At 65.2% G+C, this 17,920-nt stretch carries 15 protein-coding genes; 8 read left to right on the top strand and 7 right to left on the bottom strand.

Going from position 1 to position 17,920, the window contains the following annotated elements:
- Positions 1–9: 9 nt before the first annotated feature.
- The 6 genes from GB927_RS03605 to GB927_RS03630 all read right to left on the bottom strand — a co-directional run bounded on the left by GB927_RS03605 (position 10) and on the right by GB927_RS03630 (position 5,227).
- Positions 10–996, bottom strand: coding sequence for an autoinducer 2 ABC transporter substrate-binding protein (locus GB927_RS03605; protein ID WP_256115207.1), 987 nt, complete (start codon positions 994–996; stop codon positions 10–12).
- Positions 997–1,035: 39 nt separating this feature from the next.
- Positions 1,036–1,806, bottom strand: a complete 771-nt coding sequence (locus tag GB927_RS03610) for an ATP-binding cassette domain-containing protein (RefSeq protein WP_256115209.1) — start codon at positions 1,804–1,806, stop codon at positions 1,036–1,038.
- A gap of 12 nt (positions 1,807–1,818) precedes the next feature.
- Positions 1,819–2,592: a glutamine amidotransferase gene (locus tag GB927_RS03615; protein WP_256115210.1), complete on the bottom strand. Its 774-nt coding sequence runs from the start codon at positions 2,590–2,592 to the stop codon at positions 1,819–1,821.
- Positions 2,593–2,629: 37 nt separating this feature from the next.
- On the bottom strand, positions 2,630–3,808 hold the full coding sequence (locus GB927_RS03620; protein ID WP_256115211.1) for a carbohydrate kinase family protein: 1,179 nt from the start codon (positions 3,806–3,808) through the stop codon (positions 2,630–2,632).
- A 250-nt stretch (positions 3,809–4,058) separates the two neighbouring features.
- A complete protein-coding gene (locus GB927_RS03625) occupies positions 4,059–4,451 on the bottom strand; it encodes a nuclear transport factor 2 family protein (RefSeq protein WP_256115212.1) in 393 nt (130 codons plus the stop codon).
- Between the two features lie 23 nt (positions 4,452–4,474).
- A complete protein-coding gene (locus GB927_RS03630; RefSeq protein ID WP_256115213.1) occupies positions 4,475–5,227 on the bottom strand; it encodes an SDR family NAD(P)-dependent oxidoreductase in 753 nt (250 codons plus the stop codon).
- Positions 5,228–5,339: 112 nt separating this feature from the next.
- Between GB927_RS03630 and GB927_RS03635 the strand changes: the two genes are divergently transcribed.
- The 7 genes from GB927_RS03635 to GB927_RS03665 all read left to right on the top strand — a co-directional run bounded on the left by GB927_RS03635 (position 5,340) and on the right by GB927_RS03665 (position 14,976).
- Positions 5,340–6,248: a LysR substrate-binding domain-containing protein gene (locus GB927_RS03635; protein ID WP_256115214.1), complete on the top strand. Its 909-nt coding sequence runs from the start codon at positions 5,340–5,342 to the stop codon at positions 6,246–6,248.
- An 82-nt stretch (positions 6,249–6,330) separates the two neighbouring features.
- Positions 6,331–6,636 carry a hypothetical protein gene (locus GB927_RS03640; protein ID WP_256115215.1) on the top strand — a complete coding sequence of 102 codons (306 nt, stop codon included), beginning with the start codon at positions 6,331–6,333 and terminating at the stop codon, positions 6,634–6,636.
- A gap of 118 nt (positions 6,637–6,754) precedes the next feature.
- The gene (locus GB927_RS03645; RefSeq protein ID WP_256115216.1) at positions 6,755–7,600 is read left to right on the top strand and encodes a PA3715 family protein; all 846 of its coding nucleotides are present in this window, start codon (positions 6,755–6,757) and stop codon (positions 7,598–7,600) included.
- Between the two features lie 492 nt (positions 7,601–8,092).
- Positions 8,093–9,880, top strand: coding sequence for an IucA/IucC family protein (locus tag GB927_RS03650; RefSeq protein ID WP_256115217.1), 1,788 nt, complete (start codon positions 8,093–8,095; stop codon positions 9,878–9,880).
- Entirely contained in the window at positions 9,864–12,851 is a 2,988-nt protein-coding gene (locus tag GB927_RS03655) for an IucA/IucC family protein (RefSeq protein ID WP_256115218.1), read from the top strand. The genes GB927_RS03650 and GB927_RS03655 overlap by 17 nt, the downstream gene beginning before the upstream one ends.
- Positions 12,848–14,143 carry a DUF6005 family protein gene (locus GB927_RS03660; protein ID WP_256115220.1) on the top strand — a complete coding sequence of 432 codons (1,296 nt, stop codon included), beginning with the start codon at positions 12,848–12,850 and terminating at the stop codon, positions 14,141–14,143. Before GB927_RS03655 ends, GB927_RS03660 begins: the two co-directional genes overlap by 4 nt.
- On the top strand, positions 14,140–14,976 hold the full coding sequence (locus GB927_RS03665; RefSeq protein ID WP_256115221.1) for a sugar phosphate isomerase/epimerase family protein: 837 nt from the start codon (positions 14,140–14,142) through the stop codon (positions 14,974–14,976). Before GB927_RS03660 ends, GB927_RS03665 begins: the two co-directional genes overlap by 4 nt.
- 6 nt (positions 14,977–14,982) lie before the next feature.
- Here the strand turns inward: GB927_RS03665 and GB927_RS03670 are convergent, their stop codons facing one another.
- A complete protein-coding gene (locus GB927_RS03670; RefSeq protein ID WP_256115223.1) occupies positions 14,983–15,333 on the bottom strand; it encodes a EutQ-related cupin domain-containing protein in 351 nt (116 codons plus the stop codon).
- Between the two features lie 154 nt (positions 15,334–15,487).
- Between GB927_RS03670 and GB927_RS03675 the strand changes: the two genes are divergently transcribed.
- Positions 15,488–17,902 (top strand): glucan 1,4-alpha-glucosidase, encoded by a 2,415-nt coding sequence (locus tag GB927_RS03675; protein ID WP_256115224.1) that lies wholly within the window; start codon positions 15,488–15,490, stop codon positions 17,900–17,902.
- Positions 17,903–17,920 lie beyond the last annotated feature (18 nt).

Below are 17,920 nucleotides of genomic sequence, written 5' to 3' on the forward strand. Positions count from 1 at the left end.
CACGCCGCTTCAGAAGTCGAACTTGTCGACGTTTTCCGCCGTGAAGACGGCCGGCGGTCCAAGCAGCAGGATGCCCGTTGCGGCATTATAAGTGACCGGCTGGGCGAAGCCCGGAACCGTGTTCTCCGCCTCGAAGGCTTTGCCGTCGATGAGCTGTTTGCCAGCCCAGACGGTGAGGTAGCCGAGCTGTGCCGGATCCCACAGGACGGTGAAGCCGAACGCGCCGCTCTTGAGATACGAGCGGGCCGTGTTCGGGCTGCAATAGCCGGCACCGATGACACTGCCGATCTTGCCGGCGGTCTCGATCGCCTGAGCCACGCCCGGGCACGTGGTCGAGGCGACCGCGATGATCGCCTTGATATCGGGATTGGCGGCCATCAGGTCGCCGGAGATCTGCGCTGCGCGCTGCGCCGTGCCGCCGGCATATTGCGGCTCGAGCAATTGCAGCTTGGGATACTTCGCGGCCACCTGCTTCTGCATGAAGCCGATCCAGGCGTTCAGGTTGGAAGCCGTCGCCTCGCCGGAGACGATGCCGATCTTCGCATCCTCGCCGACGCGCTTGACCAGCTCGTCGATGATCGTGCTGCCAAGGCCTTCGTCCGTCGCCTGGGCGACATAGACGGCGCGGCCGCTATCGGGCGCATCGCTGTCACTGGTGAAAAGCTTGATGCCCTTGGCAGTCGCCGCCTCGACGACCGGGGCGATGCTGGAGGCATCCAGCACGCTCACCGAAATGGCGCCGACGCCCTGGTCGATCAGGTTCTGGACGATCTGCAACTGGTCGACCGGGTTGGTATCGACCGGGCCGCTATAGATGAACTCGACACCGAGCTCCTCGGCCGCCTTCTTTCCACCGGCCTCCATGGCGTTGAAGTAGGGAATGCCGATCAGCTGCGGGACGAAGGCGACTTTCGGCTTGTCCTGGGCAAAGACGGCGGTTGCGACGGCGAGCGACAGCGCGGACACCGTCAGCATGGTCTTAATCTGTTTCAGCATGGCGATTTTGAACCTCTCTGGACGTATTGGACGTGCTTTTTAGTTTGTTCTTTCCAGCGCCCGCACGTCGGGATGGGCGCCCGTTATCAGCGAAACGATCTCTTCGGGGTTGGTGTCGGCGCGCAGCCTTTCGGCGACTTTTCGCCCGCGGCGGAACACCACCATGCGATCGGCGACCTCGAAGACATCGGAAATGTTGTGGCTGATCAGCACGACCGCGCAGCCGCGCTCGGCAAGCCGCCGGGTCAGCGACAGGACCTTGCGGGTCTCGGCCACCGCGAGTGCCGCCGTCGGCTCGTCCATGATGACCAGCTTGGCGTTCAGGTTCAGCGCGCGGCAGATGGCGACCGCCTGCCGCTGGCCGCCCGACAGGCTGCCGACCGGCGCTTCCGGATCGGAGATATGGGCATCCAGCTCGGTCAAGAGCGCATCCACCCGCTTGCGCATCTCCCCGCGCTTCAGGAACGGAATGCCGAGGACCGAACGCTTCAGCTCGCGGCCGAGAAAGACGTTTTCGGCAATCGACAGGTTTTCCGAAAGCGCCAGTTCCTGGAAGATCGTGGCGATGCCGGAGGAGGCCGCATCCTTTGGCGAGGCGAAGGAGACCGGCGCGCCCTCCACCAGCAGCTCGCCGCTGCTCTGCGCATGCGCACCGGCGAGGATCTTGATGAAGGTCGATTTGCCCGCGCCGTTGTCGCCGAGAAGCGCCAGCACCTCGCCGGCATTGATGTCGAGATCGACGCCGGACAGCGCCGTCAGGGCGCCGAAACGCTTGGCGATGCCTCTTGCTGCGAGAAAGGGTGCGGTCATATCGGCGGCCCCTTACAATGCCTGCCGGGCGGCCCAGCCCAGCACGTTCTTCCAGAGCCTTGCGTAACCCGGCCATTCGACGAAGGTGTTCGGCAGCCAGTGCGGACCGATATCCGACGTCCAGGCGACGGTGCGCCCCTTGCCGTAGGCCCCGGTCACCAGCAGCGGATGCCCGCCCTGATCGTCGGGAAGGGAGGCCAGCACTTCGACATCGTCGCGCTTGCGGGCGACCACCTCGTTGGCGCCGAGAAGCACCGGCCATTCGCCTTCGATGCCGGCAAAGATCGCGTGGTCGGCGTTGATGACGGGGCGGAAACCTTCGGGGATTTCGAGGCGGTCGTCGTAGGGAAGGCAGGTGACGGGGAGCGCGTCCTCGACCGCCGTGCGATGCCACCGCGCCTTCCCGTCGATGCCCTGGAAGCTGAAATAGCCGCCGATCATGATCAGTCCGCCGCCGGCCGCCGCCCAGTCGCGCAGGAGCTTCAGCCGGTTGGGAATGGTCTTGCCGTGCAGCCAGACATCGGGATGCAGCAGCAAAGAATTCGCGCCGATATCCGACAGGATGATGACGGCATATTCCGAGAGGCCTTCGAGCGTGAACGGCAGCTTTTCCACGGCCTCGTGGGCGGTCATGTAGTGAAGGTCGAAATCGCTGTCCTTCAGCGCCGCGACCAGCGGCTCGGCACCGAGATGAAAGGTCACGCTGCCGAACTGGTCGAAACCCTTGTAATGGGTCGCCGAACTCACCCAGCTTTCCCCTACCAACAGCACCTTGGTCTTCGTCATATCCATTCTCCTGTTCTCGACAGAGCGCCGGTGTGTTTCACCGGGCCATCTTTTCCCGTTCGGGCGCGCGGGCTGCTTCCAGCTGCGCGAAGCTCGCGATGTATCCTTGGGCGCCCTCCACCGTCGTGGTGAGGCTGCCGCCGATGGCGGCGTAGCGCGCGGCGTCTTCCAGCGACGCGCCATGCAGCCAGAGGCTGAGGAAGATGCCGGCAAAACTGTCACCCGCGCCGGTGGCGTCGACCCGATCGACCGGCAGGGCCGGGACCTCGATCTGCGGCGCGCCGGTCTTGCGGAAGACGACCGCGCCGAATTCGCCGAGCGTCAGCACCACGTCGCCACGCCTGCGGATCTGCGACAGCATGGCGTGCGTCTGCTCGATCATCGTCGCCATCGGCGTGCGGAAACCGAAAATCTCGCGCAGCGTCACGTCGTTGATGAAGGTGAGGTCGATGCACTGGATCATCGCGGTAAAGGCATCCGGCGTGCGCACGCTCGCCGGCAGGCCGGCCGAATGCAGGCTGACCTTCCACCCCGCCTCGTGAAAGCGGGCAATGGAGCCGGTCATGCTCTCGTAGTGGAAACCTTCGATATGGAGGCAGGCGGGACGTGTCTCCCGCTGGATATCCATGTTGGCCGTCAGATCGACCTCGCTCAGCTCGAACGGCTCGCTGATGATGGTGCGGCTGCCATTGCGCTCGATGATGACCACGGCCTGCGAGAGGCGGCTGTTGAAGGTGCGCCGTAGCGGCAGCGCATGCACGCCGAGCTTCGAGAGGCACGCCAGCGCCCAGTCGCTTTCAGGATCGTCGCCGACAGCCGTCGCAAGCTCCACATCGAGCGCATAGGGCTCGCCGACCGCCGCGGCAGCCACCGCGAGGTTTGCCGCCGGACCGCCGAGCGCCTTCTCGATATGCTGGGCCGTGATGCGGTCGTCGCGGTGCGGCAGCACATCCACCCGGCACAGGAAGTCGACGCTGACACGGCCGACGACCAGCAGGCGGGGCAATGTTGCAAGACCGGGCTTGCGCAGGGTCTGGCCGGGAAGCGACCGGGCGATCGCGCTCGGCCGGTACATCAGGTCGGAAATCGCCTTCTCGATCCGCTCGCGCGTCGCCTGCTTGATCGTCGCCGTATCGTTGATGAAATTCGACACCGTGCCGATGGAAACACCGGCGGCATGGGCGACATCAGCAATGGTTGGACGCTTGCGTTGCATGGCGGTCGATCCAATTGAAGCGCTTCAACGCTAGTGCTGGAGCAGACCGAGGACAACAGAATTTTATTCTAAATCCCGCGGAAAACTGGGCCAAAGAATCGGATTTAAAGCAAAGAACAGGAAATATTATACGGCCATAAGCGCGTTTTTGAATTTATTTCAAAATCCGATTTCCAGCGCCCGATTAAATAGCGAGCGCGTCAGGACGTCGCCGGACACGCTCATATCCGGCGACGGTTCTTGCAAGCGGTCACGCCACGATCGGCGCGCCCGTCGGATCGGGTTCTCCGTCGAAGAACAGGTAGACGGCAGCAATCCGTCCGTCCCTGGCCACGACGAAATCGGTGCCGGCATAGGCAGGAGGCTCGCCGGGATTACCGGCGACCCACCGCAACCGCCCCGCCAGTCCATGCAACTCCTCGGCCGGAGCGATGGGCGAATATCGGAACGTCGGATGGGTGGCGCGTATCACGCCCGCAATGCGGGAGATCTCGTCGCGGCCGCGATAGATGCCGTGCGGCTCGATGAAGACGGCATCCTCATTGAAGATCTCGTCGACCACGGCCCGGCGGCGGGCGGCGTCGCCCTCGCCGAACACGTCCATGAGATTACGCATCAGCAGCGTGGCGATGTCATGGGACATGGCAGCTCTCCTATCTTCGCCGTTCAGATCTGCACCTGCCCGCCGTCGACGAAGAGCTCGACGCCGTTGACGAAGGAGGCTTCGTCCGAGGCCAGGAACAGGACGGCCTTGGCGATCTCCTCGGGCTGGCCGATCCGGCCCGCGGGGATGAGACCGGCCAGGTAGGACTTCGTGCCGTCCGCCTGGTCGCCGCCGCCGAAGAGTTCGTTGAGGCCGGCCGTTTCCGTCACGCCGGGGCTGATCGCGTTGACGCGGATGCGGCGATCCTTGAGATCGAGGATCCAGTTGCGGGCGAAGTTGCGCACGGCCGCCTTGGTGGCGGAATAGACGCTGAATGCCGGCGTGCCGGAGACGCCGGTGGTGGACGACGTCAGCACGATCGAGCCGCCGTCGCGCAGCAGGGGAAGCGCCTTCTGCACGGTGAACAGCACGCCCTTCACGTTCGTGTCGAAGGTCTTCTGGTAGTGCTCTTCCGTGATCGCGCCGAGGGGAGCGAATTCCCCGCCGCCGGCATTGGCGAACACGACGTCGATATGGCTGTGCTTCTGCTGGACGGCGTCATAAAGACGGTCGATGTCGGCGAGCTTGCTCATGTCGCCCTGAACGGCCGTGACCCGGCCGCCGATCTCCTTGACGGCGGCGTCCAGCGCTTCCCTGCGGCGACCGGTGATGAAGACCGAAGCGCCTTCGGCAGCAAATGCCTTCGCGGTGGCCAGACCGATGCCACTGGTGCCGCCGGTGACGACGACGGTCTTGTTTTCGAACCTGTTTGTCATTGTCTTGCTCCTTTGTTTCAGCCCGTTGCTGATGAAAACAAGGTGCGCGCAGAACGCTGATGCGAGTAGTCGGCAAACATGATACCCATCGTTCCATGAGAGGAACGATGGCATGCGAACGGATCTGAACGACCTCGTGTACTTTGCAGAAGTCGTCGCCCATGGCGGGTTCGCCGCCGCCGGGCGCGCGCTGCGCGAGCCGAAGTCGAAGCTGAGCCGGCGGGTGGCCGGCCTGGAGGAGCGCCTTGGCGTCCGTCTCATCGAGCGCTCCAGCCGCCGTTTCCGCGTCACGGATGTCGGCCAGAAATACTACGAGCGATGCCGCGCGATGCTGGCGGAGGCCGAACGCGCCGAAACGATCGTCGCCGAGGCTCATTCCGAGCCGCACGGCCTGATCCGGATGAGCTGCCCGACCGGGCTGGTAGAATCGGTCAGCCCGGTCGTGGCCCAGTTTCTGGAACGATACCCGAAGGTGCACCTGCAGCTCGTCGCCGTCGACAGAGCCGTCGACCTGATCGAGGAAAGGATCGATGTCGCGCTGCGCGTCCGCACGACGCTCGACAGCGACGCCTCCCTGACGATGCGTTCGCTCGGCAATTCCATCCGCATCCTCGTCGCCGCGCCGCAGCTGGCGAGCCGGATCGCCGACGTCGATCAACTGTCAGCCCTTCCGACGCTTGCAACCAGCGACGAGCAGGTCGAGGTCGACTGGCATCTCGAAACCGACGACGGTCGGACGCATGTGATGCGCCACACGCCGCGCATGGGCTGCGCCGATTTTTCCGCTATCCGCGCGGCGGCCATCGCTGGCCTGGGCATCGCACTTCTGCCCGACCATACCTGCCGAGAGGCGCTCGCAGCAGGGTCTCTGGTGCGCGTCCTTCCCGCCTGGCGCGGCGTGCAGGGCCTAGTCCACCTCGTCTTCACGACACGCCGCGGCCTTCCCCCGGCCGTCCGCAGTTTTATCGACAGTCTCGCGGCCGGGTTCCCGCGCGACGCATTGGTTAAGCATCCGCGATGAGATCGGTTGCGCAAAGTTTGGGTTGACCGCTTTCGATGGCGAGGCGACACTTCAACCAGCAGTGAGGCAGGAGAAAAAAACGATGGATGAGCCAGACCGTTGGCGCCACATGGCGGGCGCGCCGAGAGACGGCAGCCGGATCCTCGTCACGGTCCGCTCGTCCGAACAGGGGCCGGCGGAAGTCGACGTCGCTTATTGGTCGAATGGCGACCAATTCGGCGCGGAAGGCTGGCGCGCCTCCGATTCTTCCCCCGGCCGCATCGTCGAATATGCCGAACCGGAGCTGAAGTGTTGGATGCCGATGCCCTCGGCCAATCCCAACCGCGCCTCCACACCCTCCCCCTGGGAAGGCGACGACGCCCAGCAGCTCGACGGGTCGGGAATCTGACGAGCCCGCTCCGCCGTGGAACGAGGAAACCCGGACGGCCTGAGACCAGCCGCCTACCGGATCACGGCTCGGATGTGATATCCCATGCCAGGGCGTTCGATCGACTGAGAGGCATGGCATGAAATTTCCTGCAACGAATTTTGCTCGGCCTTTCGGGCTGATGACACTCGCAGCCGGTATATTGGCCTTGAGCGCACCAGTGGTTCTGGCAAGCCAAAACGAATGTGGCACGAGCGGCGCGGACATCATCCGGAAAGCCTACCCAGCCGCGAAAAGCACGTCCGAAGGAATTTTCGAGGTCGGCGGCGAGACCATCAAGCTGCCGATGGACAGCGGCGACGACCCTCATTCGATGATCTGCCGGATCTGGCCGGCGCGGCCTGAACTTACGCTGGTCGCCGTGCCGCTCATGCGCGAACAGTCTGACGACGGCAATGAAGGGGATATCGAACTGCTCGTCGTCGATAGCGACCGTCTTGATCTCAAGGCACGCCTGCGGCTTCCGAAGCTGATGTCCGACGATGCCGTTTTCGTCTCAAGTGTCGCCTTCGATACCGCGCGCTATCACCTCGCTCCCGGCAAGACAGCCTTCGGTCTGCGCCTTTCGCTGCAGGGCAGTTCGCGTCCCAATCCTTTTGGCGAAACAGCCCTCTGGCTCTTTCTGCTCGACGGCGATGCGCTCAGCCCCGTGCTGGACAATATCGTGGTCGCCGAGGGCCAAGGCGAATGGGACACCAACTGCGCAGGCGAATTTCACGATACGGCGCGCACGCTTTCGATGAGCCCCTCTGCGCAAAAGGCGTTCGCCGATATCGTCGTCAGCGAGAAAAAGACGACGGCCATCAGCACGCCGGACAAGGATGGAGAATGCATCGACAAGAAGCAGACGACCGCTGGCGAATACCGCCTGCGGTATGAAGGGGCCGCCTACCGCGTTCCCAAAGAGCTCCAGCGGATGGAATGAGATCGCCGCATTCCATTTGGTCGCGCTTGTAGTGCAACGCCGCGTCGGCAACGTTATGGCTCGAAACACGATCGGTATTTTCCTCGTCGGTTTTCGAACGCCCGCACCGTAAATTCTGCCGGATAATCCAGTTGTCATTGAGACCATGGCTAAACCCGTGGCCAATCACGCCACCAATCCACCAAAATGGAGGTGCGCCAGCCGGCTGATTGTTTTCGCTGCCGCATGAAAAAAATTGGGAGGTTCGTCGTCTTACGATCTGTGCGCCGATGGCGAAGCGGTTTCAGTTAACAGCCGGAGGGAAGATGCGTTCACGCTCGACCGACCAAGAACCACGCGAAACGAAAAGCCACGCCCGGGATTATCGCGTCTCCACGCGCGTCCACGTTCCCCACACGACCGCCCAGGGCCTTGCCGCGCCGCCTGCCTAGCCGATGAACCTTTCCGGCACCCTTCCTGCCATGGCCATCCTGTAAACAGACCAGGTGAAGCATGCATACCACCCAGTTGATCGCTGAAAGGGCAACCTTCCAGAGTTTTGCCAACTGCTATCTGCGCGAAATCAATCCCGGCATGGCGGTCCGCCATGTCGACGGCGACGGCCGCACCGTCGAGGGCATCGAGTGGACGCTGGCGGCGCCGCGCATCATCCTGCGTGCCGAAATCACCTCGCGCTCGGCCTGCGGGCCCTGCCATTTCGGCACGCTGTGGACCCGGCCGGTGACCGATCCGCAATGGCGCAGCGTCGAACCGATGAGCGCCCTGCCCTGGCTGGTGCAGGATGCCTGCCGCCTTTTCGAGGGCAGCCAGCGCGAAAGTGCGCGGGCCTATGAACTCGGCCTCATGCTGCGCGTGCTGCAAAGCTACCAGCATACGGCGGAGAACATCGAGGTCGCGCGGCCGCTTTCCGCCGATCGCTTCACCTTCCTGGAGGCCGAACAGTCCATCGTCTACGGCCACTGGCTGCACCCGACGCCGAAAAGCCGGCAGGGCATGACCTTCTGGCAGCAGGAGACCTATGCGCCGGAATATTCCGGGCATTTTCGCCTCAGCTATTTCGCCGCCGCCGATCATCTCGTGCGCCAGGACAGCGCGCGGACGCAAACGGCCGCGGCCATCGTGCGCTCGCTGGTGCCGGCCGGCCTTGCGCAGGAGCGACTGCGATCGGGCGAAACGCTGGTGCCTATGCATCCGCTCCAGGCCGACGCGCTGATGCTCGATCCGGATATCCAGGGGCTGATCGAAAGCGGCAGCCTGCGGCCGCTGGGCAGCTTCGGACCGGCTTTTTCCGCCACCTCGTCGGTGCGCACCGTCTATAGTCCGGACCATCCCTGGATGCTGAAATTCTCGCTTCCGGTGCGCATCACCAATTCGCTGCGCATCAACCGCCGGCACGAGCTGGAGGCGGGCGTGGCGATCGCCAAGCTGGTCGACCGGGCCGGCATCGCGGCACGCTACGGCACGTTCGGCATCATCCAGGACCCGGCCTATATCACGCTCGATTTGCCGGACCGCGAGGAAAGCGGTTTCGAAATCATCCTGCGCGAAAACCCGTTCGTGCAAGGTCGCGACAGAGGCATCGCGACGATTGCGGCGCTAACCGCCGATCTCCTGCCCGGCCGGGCCTCGCTTCTCTCGCAAATCGTGCGCCGGCTGGCGGACGCGACGGCGCAAAGCCTGTCCCGCGTCGCCACGATCTGGTTCGAGCGCTACCTCGATCACGCGCTCGAACCGCTGCTGCGCCTCTATGACGACTTCGGCATCGCGCTCGAAGCGCACCAGCAGAACAGCCTTGTCGACGTTTCCACCGGCTTTCCCTCGGCCTTCTACTACCGGGACAACCAGGGTTTTTACCTCGCCGAAAGCCATCGCGCGTCCCTCGCCGCCCTCGTGCCCGAAACCGAACGGATCGACGGCCTCTATTTCGACGAGGCCGAAATCCGCGACCGTTTCGCCTATTACGCCATCGTCAACCAGGTCTTCTCCATCATCAGCCGCATGGGCCATGACGGACTGGCGGACGAGGAAGCGCTGCTTTCGCTGCTGCGCCGGCGGCTCGCAACGCTCGCGTTGGTCATGACCGGCGCCGGGCGGCGCTTTGCCGAAAGCCTGCTCCACGCGCCGACCATCGCCTCCAAGGCGAACCTGCGGGCGCGGCTCTTCGGTGTCGACGAGCTTCAGGCGCACGATACGAGTTCGCTCTATCGCCGCATCAGCAATCCATTGTGGGACGGCGAACAGGCCGCAATCGAGAGGCAGGTCCATGCCATTGCCTCTTGAGAACCCGGCTGCACCACGCGACCGCGTGCTGCGCCAGCTTGTCGCCGCGCTGATTTTCGAACGGCTGGTGACGGTCGATGATGCCGGGGGCCGGCTGTCGTGGCAGCTCGCCGGACGGGACTACCGTTGCCGCGGTCGCATCGGCCCCTTCGGGCGTCCGCGCATCGCGCCGGCATCGGTCGAGATGCGCGGTGACGATGGCGCATGGATGCCCGCCGCCATGGCCGTGCTGCTCGGCGCCCTGCCCGGACCGGAACGCAACCGCCAGAAACTCCTGTCGGAGCTGGAGCTGACCGTCTCCTTCGCCAGCTGGAACCGGGCCAACATCGCCGCCCGCGACCGCCGCAGCCTCTCCTTCGCCGGCATCGAGGCAGCGCTGGACGAGGGCCACCCCTACCATCCCTGCTACAAGGCGCGCGCCGGCTTTTCCTTCGAAGACAACCGCGCCTACGGGCCGGAAGCGGCACAACCCTTCCAACTCCTTTGGCTGCTCGTCGCCCGCAAGCACTTGCGCCACGCCCTGCCGACGGCGGAGGACGCCTTCTGGCGCCGGGAGCTGGGGGAAGAGACATTTTGCGATCTCCAGTCGCGCCGCGCGGCCCTCGGCCTTTCGCAAGAGGGTTTCGGCCTCGTCCCCATCCATCCCTGGCAATGGCAGCACCTGAAGGACGACCGCCTGGCCGAATGGCTGGCCAAGGGCGACGTGCACATGCTGGGGCCGGCCGGCGACCGCTATCTCGCCAGCCAGTCGATCCGCTCGCTGCACAATCTCGACGCCCCGCGCCGGGCAAGCGTCAAGCTCTCGCTCGGCATCGTCAACACCTCGTCGCGCCGCATCCTGACGCCGCATTCGGTCTGCACCGCGCCGGTGATTTCGGACTGGATCGGCCGCGTCGTCGAGGGCGATCCGCTCTTCGCGGAGCGCTATCCGCTGACGATCCTGAAGGAATATGCCGGCCTCATCGCTGACCGGCACGGCCCGCTCGCCGGCGAGATCGCGGCGATCTGGCGCCACAGCGCGGAGGCGACGCTTGCGCCCGGCGAGGCCATCGTGCCCTTCAACGCGCTTGCCGTCATCGAGGCCGATGGCCAGCCGTTCATCGCGCCGTGGCTTGCCCGATACGGCCTTTCTGCCTGGTTCGAACGGCTGGTCGAGGTCGCCGTGCTGCCGGTCTGGCATCTGCTCGTCTGCCACGGCATCGCCGTGGAGGCCCATGCGCAGAACATGCTGCTCGTCCACCGCGACGGATGGCCGGTGCGCCTCATCCTGCGCGATTTCCACGAGAGCATGGAATATGCCCGGCATTTCCTGCGCGAGCCGAGCCTGGAACCAAATTTTCCAGCGATGGATCCGGAATACGCGACGGCCGAGCCCGACGATTTCTACTGGACCGAGCAGCTCGACATGCTGCGCATGCTGGTGACGGACACGCTCTTCGTCCACAACCTCACCGACCTCACGCATCTGGTCGAAACGGCCTTCGGCACGCCCGAAGCCGCGCTCTGGGACAAGATCGGCCGGCGGCTCGAAACCTATGCCGCCGAGCACGGCCTTGCCGCCCGGCAGGCCCGGCTTGGCCACGCCGCGGCAAGCATCCGCGCGGAATCGCTGGTCACGCGAAAACTCTTCGCCGCCGCGCCCGAATATCACCACGACATTCCCAATCCCTTCGCCCCCGCCCGGGCGAGGAAAGGAGACCTCATGCTGCAAATCGATGACCGCGCTTACGAGTGCCGCGCGTTCGAGACCCTCGTCGACGCCATGGCGGAGGCCGCCGGGCTCGACCGCGAACCCATCGGCCGCCTCGCCGTCTGCTTCCCGGAAACGGCCGACTGGCTGGCGCTGTTCTTCGCCATCCGCGCCCGGGGCGGCAGCGTGCTGCCCATCCATCCCGGCACACCCTATGCCGCCGCGCTGAAACTTGCGCAGAATGCCGGCTGCGACCGGCTCTACTATAACAGCGTGACGCCCGAACGGCTTGCCGACACCGTCACCTCCGAAGGCCAGCTCCTGCAAATGAGCTCGGGCACGACAGGCGCGCCAAAATGCATCGCGCGCAGCTGGGCGGAGATCGACGCCGAAGTGGAGACCTATGTGCGCGCATTCCGCGAGCCCGAGGACATGACCCCGGTCGTCGCCTGCCCGACCACCCATTCCTACGGCCTCATCTGCGGCATCCTCGTCGCGCTGAAGCGCAGCCAGGCGCCCGTCATCGTCAACACGGCCAACCCGAAATACCTGCTGCGGCGCCTGCGCGAGACCGAGCGCCCGCTGCTCTACTCCTCCCCCGCAATCCTGCACACGCTGGCGCGACTGACGCCGGAGGGGGAGAAGATGCACGCGCTGATGACCTCGGGCACGCTCTTGCCCGACGCCTGGTTCACGGCGATCCGCTCGAAGACCACACACATGTTCCAGCAATATGGCTGCTCGGAATCAGGCTGCATCGCCATCAACCCGGACCTCGCCGCCGCGGGCGACATGGGCTATGTGCTGCCGCATCTCGCCCTTGAGACCGGCGCCGGCATCGACGCGCCCGGCGAGATCGTGGTCGCGGGCGGCCGCAAGCGCATCGAGACGCGGGACCTCGGCTATCGCCGGGCGGACGGCATGCTCGTCTTCATCTCCCGCCTCGACGACATGATCAACGTGTCGGGCCTCAACGTCTATCCGAAGGATGTCGAGGATGCCGTGATGGTCATGCCCGATGTCACGGATGCCGTCGCCTTCCGCCGCGAGGACCGCTTTGCCGGCGAACGGGTCGGCCTGCTGTTTTCCGCCAGCAAGGACGTGGAGCCGAATGTTGTGCGCACCTGGTGCGCCGAGCGCCTCGCCGGCCACCAGTTGCCGACCGAAATCCTCCAGGTGCCCGCCGTGCCGCGCCAGGCGAACGGCAAGATCAGCCGCCGCGACGTGGCGGCACGTTTTGCGGCCGGCGAATTCACCCCGAACAAGGAGGCCGCCGAATGAGCGAAGCCGATATCATCGCCGCCATCCGCACGGTGCTTGCCGAGCACATGGCGCATCCGCACATGCAGGCCTTCGCGCCCGATGCCCGGCTCAACGAGGATCTTTATCTCGATTCCGTGCTGGTCCTGCAGATCTTCCTCAACCTCGAACTGGAATTCGGCGTCAGCGTGCCGGAGGAAATCATCAACCGGCAGGATATTTCGACCGTCGCCGACCTCGCCGCCCTGCTCGCCCGAGGCGCCACGCCCGCCGCACCGAGCGTCACCGCCGGCGAAGGCGTGCATGGCGAGCTCGACTACGACATCAAGGTCCATTGCTTCGTGAGCTGCGTCTGCGACGGCCTGAAACGCCGCGGGCTCGACCACCGGCCCTATTATTTCGGCATCTGGGATACGGAATTCGCCGTCAGCGACCGCCACCGGATCCTCTACCACGCCCCCGGCATCACCCAGGATTTCTTCCACCGCTGGTACGAACGCCTCTACGGCGTCACCGTCGAGGACTGGTACGACCATGCAAAATCCAAGGACGAGAACGTCGCGACCCTGCTGGACCGCATCGAGAACCGGCCGGCCGCCGGCAGCGTGATGGTGATGCTCGACATGTTTCACCTGCCGGAGCGCGAGAACAAGTTCAACCAGAACCCCTTCCCGCACTTCCTGATGCTGGAGAAACACGAGGACCCCTCGCTGTTCCGCGTGCTGGACCCGGATTATCGCTGGGAGGGCGAGATCGACCGCGACACGGTGCTCAACGCCGTGCGCCAGCCGACGGCCGCCGGCGGCTACGCCTTCGATTCCAGCGCGGCCCGGCCGCCGGAAGACGCCGATGTGGGCGACTATTTCGAGGCCTGCTTCAAGCCGCATGCGAACCCGCTTGCCGATCGCCTTCGCGAGATCGTTCGCGCGCATCTCACGGGAAAGAGCGGCCTGACGCTCGCCGACCTGCCGCTTGCCGTGCGCGAGCTGCCGATCATCACCATCCGCAAATATGCCTATGAGCACGGCTTCGCCTATTTCTGGCGCGCCCTGAAGCTGCCGGCGGCGGAATTCGACCCGTGGTGCGACGAGATCGAGACGCTGATCCAGCTCCTGAAGTCGCTGCATTACGATTGCATGAAGCTCGGCCAGACGGCCGACCCGGCGCTCGCCGCCGCCGTCCTCAAGCGCATCGACGAGGCTGACGCGCAGGAATTCAAGCTGAAGCACAAGCTCGCCGAAATCTTCGACCTCTGGCGCGCCGCGCGCTTTCCCGCCGACATTCACCGCCAAGCCCTGAAGGTGGCCCAATGAGACTTTCGCTCTGCACGATCACCTTCCGTCACCACCTGATCTCGCTCGACGAGATCGCCGCCTTCGCCCGCACCAATGGTTTCGACGGCGTGGAGCTCTGGGGCATGCACGCCCGCAGCCTCGAACACCGCACCGACCGCGACGGCGACTGGCTGGCGGGGCTCGGGCTCAACGTGCCGATGCTCAGCGACTACCTGCCGCTGGAGGCCGATCCGGTCGAACTACGCCGGCGCATGTTCGCGCTCATCCGCCTCGCCCGCCGCTGGCAGGCACGAAAGATCCGCACCTTCGCCGGCTGCAAGGGGAGTGCCGCGACCAGCGAGGACGAACGCCGCCTGATCGCGACAAGGCTTCGCGAACTGTCAGCACTCGCCGAGGATCACGGCCTGTCGCTGCTGGCCGAGACCCATCCGAACACGATCGCCGATTGCGGCGCCTCGACGCTGCGGCTGATCGAGGAGGTCGGCCACGACGCCTTCGGCATCAATTTCGATACTTTGCATGTCTGGGAGGGCGGCGATGATCCCGTGGCCTTCCACCGCACGATCCGCCCGCATGTGCGCCACTACCACTTCAAGAATATTCGCGCGCGCAGCGATCTCGCGGTCTTCGAGCCCGCCAATGTCTATTCCCCGGCGGGCCGGCGCGAGGGCATGACACGGCTTTTCGAAGGCACGGTCGACTACCAGCCCTTCCTGGAGGAGATTTCGGGCGACGACACCGTCGAGGCCTCGCTGGAATGGTTCGGCGCCGATTGCATGGAGGTCCTGCGCCACGACCGCCGGGTGCTCGCGGAAACCGCCGCTCCCGGCCTGAGATTACGGGCAGGCTAGCCTACCTTATTCGTGCACCTCCGCCCAATGCGGATATGTCACATAGGCGGTGAGCGCGCCCTCTCCATCTGTCGTGATGGTCACCGCTTCGCCCTTGGGCATGTAAACGATCTCGCCCGGCCCCGCCGTGACCGTGCCGGCACCAGTGGAAACGGCAAGCCGGCCTTCCAGAACAATCATCACGTCATCGACGGCCATCGTCTCGGTGAGCGTCTGGCCGGGCGCGTAGCGGCCATAGCCGACGGTGATCGGCCCGCCGTGCCTCTCATCCACCAGGTTCCCGACGAATATATCCGCATCCTGTCCCGGCGACCGAACCAGGGTCGCGTCGGCAATACTGAACTTCTGAACCTTCATCGTTCTCTCCCTTTGTCTCTTGGGAGGTAGTGCGGTTGATGAACGTGCCAAGGCCATTGCCACAGGCACCGTTGCCGTCGCGGCGAAAACGCGACATAACTCGGGTTGCCAGACCTCCGCCCGTCAGGTTGCGGTGGCAAAGGGTGGAGGAACGTTGGAGAAGCCCGTCAGCGAGGCGCCGGCACCGGGCGCGCCGGGGATTGCCGCCCGATGGACGTCCAGCGCGAAGAGCGGCGTCGGCACGGCCCTTTCGGCTGCTTCGCGCACCTGGTTTACCGTCAGCCACGGCATTCTCAACGAAGTCTATCATCCGCGGCTGGACCATGCCTGCACGCGCGATCTCGGCCTGATCGTCACGCGGGACGACGGTTATTTCTCCGAGGAGAAGCGCCACGCTGCACATGATGTCGCCTGGTTCCAGGATGGCGTTCCCGCCTTCCACCTGACCAACACCGCGCTCGACGGCGCCTACCGGATCGAAAAGCGCGTCCTCGTCGATCCGCAGCGGCCGACCGTGCTGCAAAAGATCCATTTCATGCCGCTGGCGGGCAAGGCCGAAGACTACCGGGTCTATGCGCTGCTGGCGCCGCACCTCGTCAATGCGGGAATGGGCAATTCCGCCTGGATCGGCGCGTACAAGGGCGTGCGCATGCTCTTCGCCTCCGGCCGCGGACAATCGCTGGCGCTCGCATGCTCCCTGCCGTGGCGCGAGGCCTCTGCCGACTATGTCGGCGTTTCGGATGGCTGGCGGCGCCTGTCGGCCTCGGGACGGCTCGGTCCCCAATACCAAAACGCGAGCGACGGAAATGTCGCGCTGACCGGCGAAATCGGCTTTACGGCGGATAACAACGTCGCGGTGATCGCCCTGTCCTTCGGCCCCACGCCGGAGGAAGCCGGCTACAACGCGCTTGCGAGCCTCAACGACGGCTACGAAAGTGCCGCAACTGCCTATGTGGCGGGGTGGCGTGACTGGCAGAAGGGCCTGTTGCCGCTCGATGGGCCTGGCCACAAAGGCCCGAACCTCTATCGCACCAGCACCGCCGTGCTCGGCACCCACCGGTCGCTCGGCTTTCCGGGGCCGGCCGTTGCAAGCCTCTCGATCCCCTGGGGCTCCAGCAAGGGCGATGACGACCTCGGCGGCTATCACCTCGTCTGGCCGCGCGACCTGGTCGAAACGGCGGGCGGCTTCCTGGCCGCCGGCCTGACGGACGATGCGCTCCAGATCCTGGCCTATCTGCGCACCATACAGGAAGCCGACGGCCACTGGCCGCAAAACGCCTGGCTCGACGGAACGACCTACTGGGACGGCATCCAGATGGACGAGTGCGGCTTTCCCCTGTTGCTTGCCGATGGGTTGCACCGCATGGGCTGCCTTTCGGGTGAAGCGCTGGCGTCCTATCTACCCATGGTGGAACGCGCCACCGCCTACCTCGTCCGCAACGGGCCGATCACCGGCGAAGACCGGTGGGAAGAGGACAGCGGCTACTCACCCTTCACGCTCGCCGTCGAAATTGCCGCATTGCTCGCCGCCGCGGACATTCTGGACACCTGCGGCAAGGGGGAGGCCGCGCGCTTCGCCCGGCAGACCGCCGATTGCTGGAACGACCAGATCGAGAAATGGACCTATGTCCGCGGCACCGGCACCTGCGCCGAACTCGGCGTCGACGGCTATTACGTCCGCATCGCGCCGGCCGATCTCGCGGACGCCGCCTCTCCCAAGGACGGTTTCGTGCCCATCAAGAACCGCCCGCCCGACGACACCGACAGGGCGCCCGACCTGATCGTCAGCCCCGACGCGCTGGCGCTGGTTCGTTTCGGGCTGCGGGCGGCGGACGACCCGCGGATCGTCAACACCGTGACGGTCATCGACGCGCATCTTCGCGCCGACCTTCCGCAAGGGGCGGTCTGGTATCGCTACACCGACGACGGCTACGGCGAGCATGCCAACGGCGACCCCTTCGACGGAACGGGCCAAGGCAGGCCGTGGCCGCTGCTGACGGGCGAGCGGGCGCATTACGAACTCGCCGCTGGCCACCCGCAATCCGCCCTGGACCTGCTGGGGACCTTCGCCGCATCGGCAGGCACCGGCGGGCTTCTGCCGGAGCAGGTCTGGGACGGCGCCGACATGCCGGAGCGGGAATTGCGGCGGGGCGGCCCCTCCGGCAGCGCCATGCCGCTGGTCTGGGCGCATGCGGAATATATCAAACTCCTGCGCTCGCTTCGCGACGGCAAGGTTTTCGACATGCCGCCGCAAGGGCCGGAACGCTATATCCGGAACAGGACCACCGCGCCCTTCCGGTCCTGGCGCTTCAACAACAAGATCCGCACGATCCCTGAGGGCAAGCTGCTGCGGATCGAATTGCTGGCCGCCGCGACCGTCCGCTGGAGCGCGGATGGATGGGCGACCGCAAACGAGAGCGCGACGAGCGGCAATGCCTTCGGCATCCACGTCGTCGAAATCCCCACCTCCGGGCTCGCGGAGGGTGCCAGCGTCGAGTTCACTTTCCTCTGGGTCGAAACGGCACGCTGGGAGGGCATGAATTTCGCCATCATCATCGCGCCAGATTAAGACAGACAGGCCTCCGGC

Source organism: Shinella lacus, assembly GCF_010994755.1.
Classification (GTDB): domain Bacteria; phylum Pseudomonadota; class Alphaproteobacteria; order Rhizobiales; family Rhizobiaceae; genus Shinella; species Shinella lacus.